Origin of the sequence: Devosia honganensis (genome assembly GCF_042648785.1) — a bacterium.
Taxonomy (GTDB): domain Bacteria; phylum Pseudomonadota; class Alphaproteobacteria; order Rhizobiales; family Devosiaceae; genus Devosia; species Devosia honganensis.
Genome location: NZ_JBHRYD010000020.1, coordinates 1 through 783 on the forward strand (window position 1 = coordinate 1; position 783 = coordinate 783).

1 protein-coding gene is annotated in these 783 nt (G+C 67.7%); it reads right to left on the reverse strand.

Annotation, left to right across the window (positions count from 1 at the left end; genetic code table 11):
- Positions 1-745, reverse strand: a 745-nt coding sequence (locus ACFOOL_RS16450; RefSeq protein WP_380098478.1) for an IS4 family transposase, incomplete at its 3' end; no start/stop codon positions are given.
- Positions 746-783 lie beyond the last annotated feature (38 nt).

Below are 783 nucleotides of genomic sequence, written 5' to 3' on the forward strand. Positions count from 1 at the left end.
TGGCGCCGGCCCGGGTGCGCCCGGGCAGCCGTCCGGTGCGATCGGCCAAGACCCCGTCCCGGTTGTGCGCAACGGGCCGCTCGCTGGCCTGGGTCAGCCTTGTGTGGCTTTTGAGCCGGGTGACGAAGCGGCAGCCCCGGGCGTGCAGCCGGGCCCACCAGGCAAAATCGTAATAGGCCAGGTCGAAGATATAGGTCATGCCCGGCTCGATGGGCATGGCCTTGGCCGGGGTGATGTCGTTGACGCGCTGGTCGGAGGTCGCGGCCCGCAGCGGCAGGCCGGCCCCGGGATCATAGGCGATGTGGAGCTTGACCGCCCGGTGGCCCTTGACCGTGCCGAGCCATCCCGCACTGAGCGAGCCCAGTGCGATCCGGGTGGCGTCCAGGATGCGCAGGCCATCGCCAAGCTGGCGGCGGAGCGGACGCCCCGCCGCGGCGGCCAGATGGGCGAACAGATCGCCATAGAGCGCCCAAGGCCGCCTGGCGTTGGCATCGGCCAGGGTCGAGCGGGCCACGCAACATCCGCCCAGATGGTAGAGCCGGGCCGCATGGCTTTCGAGCCCCGCTTCGATCTCGCGCAGGCTTGCGGCGCCGGACAACTGCCCGAACAGCATCGCGATGAACTGGCTTTTGCTGTCCAGGCGCCGCACTCGATGGTCGGCTGCGTGCTTGTCCACAAGCTCCTCGAAAACAGCCCAGGGAACCAGCTTCAGAAGTCCATGAAAAACGCTATTGTGGTGCCGCATGACATTGATCTCCGCTTCGTGTCCCAAACGCCGTCAAA